Source organism: Mesorhizobium sp. M0145 (assembly GCF_040322355.1).
Lineage (GTDB): Bacteria > Pseudomonadota > Alphaproteobacteria > Rhizobiales > Rhizobiaceae > Mesorhizobium.
This window is the reverse complement of record NZ_JAMYTK010000068.1, coordinates 1-1,464: the sequence shown is the minus strand read 5'-3', so window position 1 is coordinate 1,464 and position 1,464 is coordinate 1. Positions and strand designations below refer to the sequence as shown.

General features: G+C 60.4%; 1 protein-coding gene. It reads right to left on the bottom strand.

Annotated features, from left to right (window positions below; all coding sequences use genetic code 11):
• Positions 1-306: 306 nt before the first annotated feature.
• Positions 307-1,344 carry an IS110 family RNA-guided transposase gene (locus NKJ28_RS32925; RefSeq protein WP_352638596.1) on the bottom strand — a complete coding sequence of 346 codons (1,038 nt, stop codon included), beginning with the start codon at positions 1,342-1,344 and terminating at the stop codon, positions 307-309.
• Positions 1,345-1,464: the final 120 nt, after the last annotated feature.

The following is a 1,464-nucleotide window of genomic DNA, read 5'->3' as shown; positions in this document are numbered from 1 at the left end:
GGGACTTCTCTATTCGGCCATTTGAAGTCAAGCGTCTTCTGAGCTGTTCATCACACCTAAGCTGTTCGTCACACCGATGTTGGTTTGACCTTCGCGAGGCCTTGCTTCTCTTCGGGATCGGCTCGTAAGCCCTCCCAGCATGGGATCAGGAGAATGAAGCGAGCAATCTAAACAGCGGTCTGGAGGTGCTGCCACGCCCGACCAAGTCCCGGCACGCCCTTGCTTCACTCGTCGTCCCGCGAAGGACTCCTATCCACCGGAGGTGGAATCTTGTATCACGCCGACCCCACAGCCGGGGTCGTTTAATCAGGCACGCGCGGTCGCGTCATCTCGGGTCCAGCGGAACTCCGTCCCATCGCTCCACATCCGATGCATGATGACGGCCATCCGGCGGGCCAGGGCAACGACAGCCTTGCGCAGACTGCCTCGCTTAGCGATGTTCGTCGCCCAAGCTTTCAGCCAGGACCACCTCTTCACACGGGTGAGCATGACTTGTGCCGCCTCATAGAGCAACGTTCGCATCATCCCATCCCCGCAGAGCGAAACGCAGCCGACGCGCTTGCTCTCTCCAGATTCCTTGAGCACCGGCGTCAATCCCAAAGCAGCTCCGACAGCCTTCGAGTTGCGGAAGCGGGCCGGGATATCGATGGTACTGGCGAACGCCAAGGCAACGACAGGCCCGACACCCGGAACCGTCATCAGGCGCCGGCAGTTGTTATCGTCCTTGACAATCTCAAGCACTTTCCGATGAAGCCGGGACAGCTCCTCCCGCAGCTTCTGCCTGGCGGCGAGCAGGGATGCGGTGATGTCCGCCAGCTCTGGCATACCGTCAGCAAGTTCCCGTACCCGGAACTCAAATCCCACCTTACCGGTGATGCCCACCTTGAGGCCGAAGTTACGCAGCAAGCCGCGGATGTCGTTCTCGATCGCGATGGCCTTCTCCTGCAGCAGCTTTCGAGCGGTGAGCAGGGCTCGGCGCTGCTGGCTCGTTACTGTCTTGACGTGCACTGGCCGGAACAGGTTGACCCGCATCATCTGGGCGATGCCGCGCGCATCGTTGCGGTCGGTCTTGTTCACCTGCGCCTTGAGGAACGCCTTCGTGTGGCGGGTCTCGATGCAGACTACGGGCAAGCCTGCTCCGGCCAATCCGCTGAACAGCCACTGTGACAACGGTCCAGCTTCCAGCCCGATTCGGACCAGTTGCCATGCGGAGGCCTGGAGCGCCCGAGCAAGGTCTTCCGGGTGGCTGGGCACCTTCAGCTCCCGGCAGATCGAACCCGTTTCGTCCACGATGCAGATCGAAGTCTCTTTGAGAGAGACGTCCAGTCCAGCGTAATGCTTCATGCAGCCTTCCTTTCCTGATGCTTGTGAGGCGACACTCTCACGCTATCATCAGCTCGAAACGCTGCATCCCTCACCATTGCCGTCGCAGACAGGGCTCAAGCCGAATACCCCATCTAAACA

Excerpts from the sequence above, each read along its gene's own strand:
- NKJ28_RS32925 (WP_352638596.1), bottom strand. The coding sequence starts at position 1,344 with ATGAAGCATTACGCTGGACTGGACGTCTCTCTCAAAGAGACTTCGATC.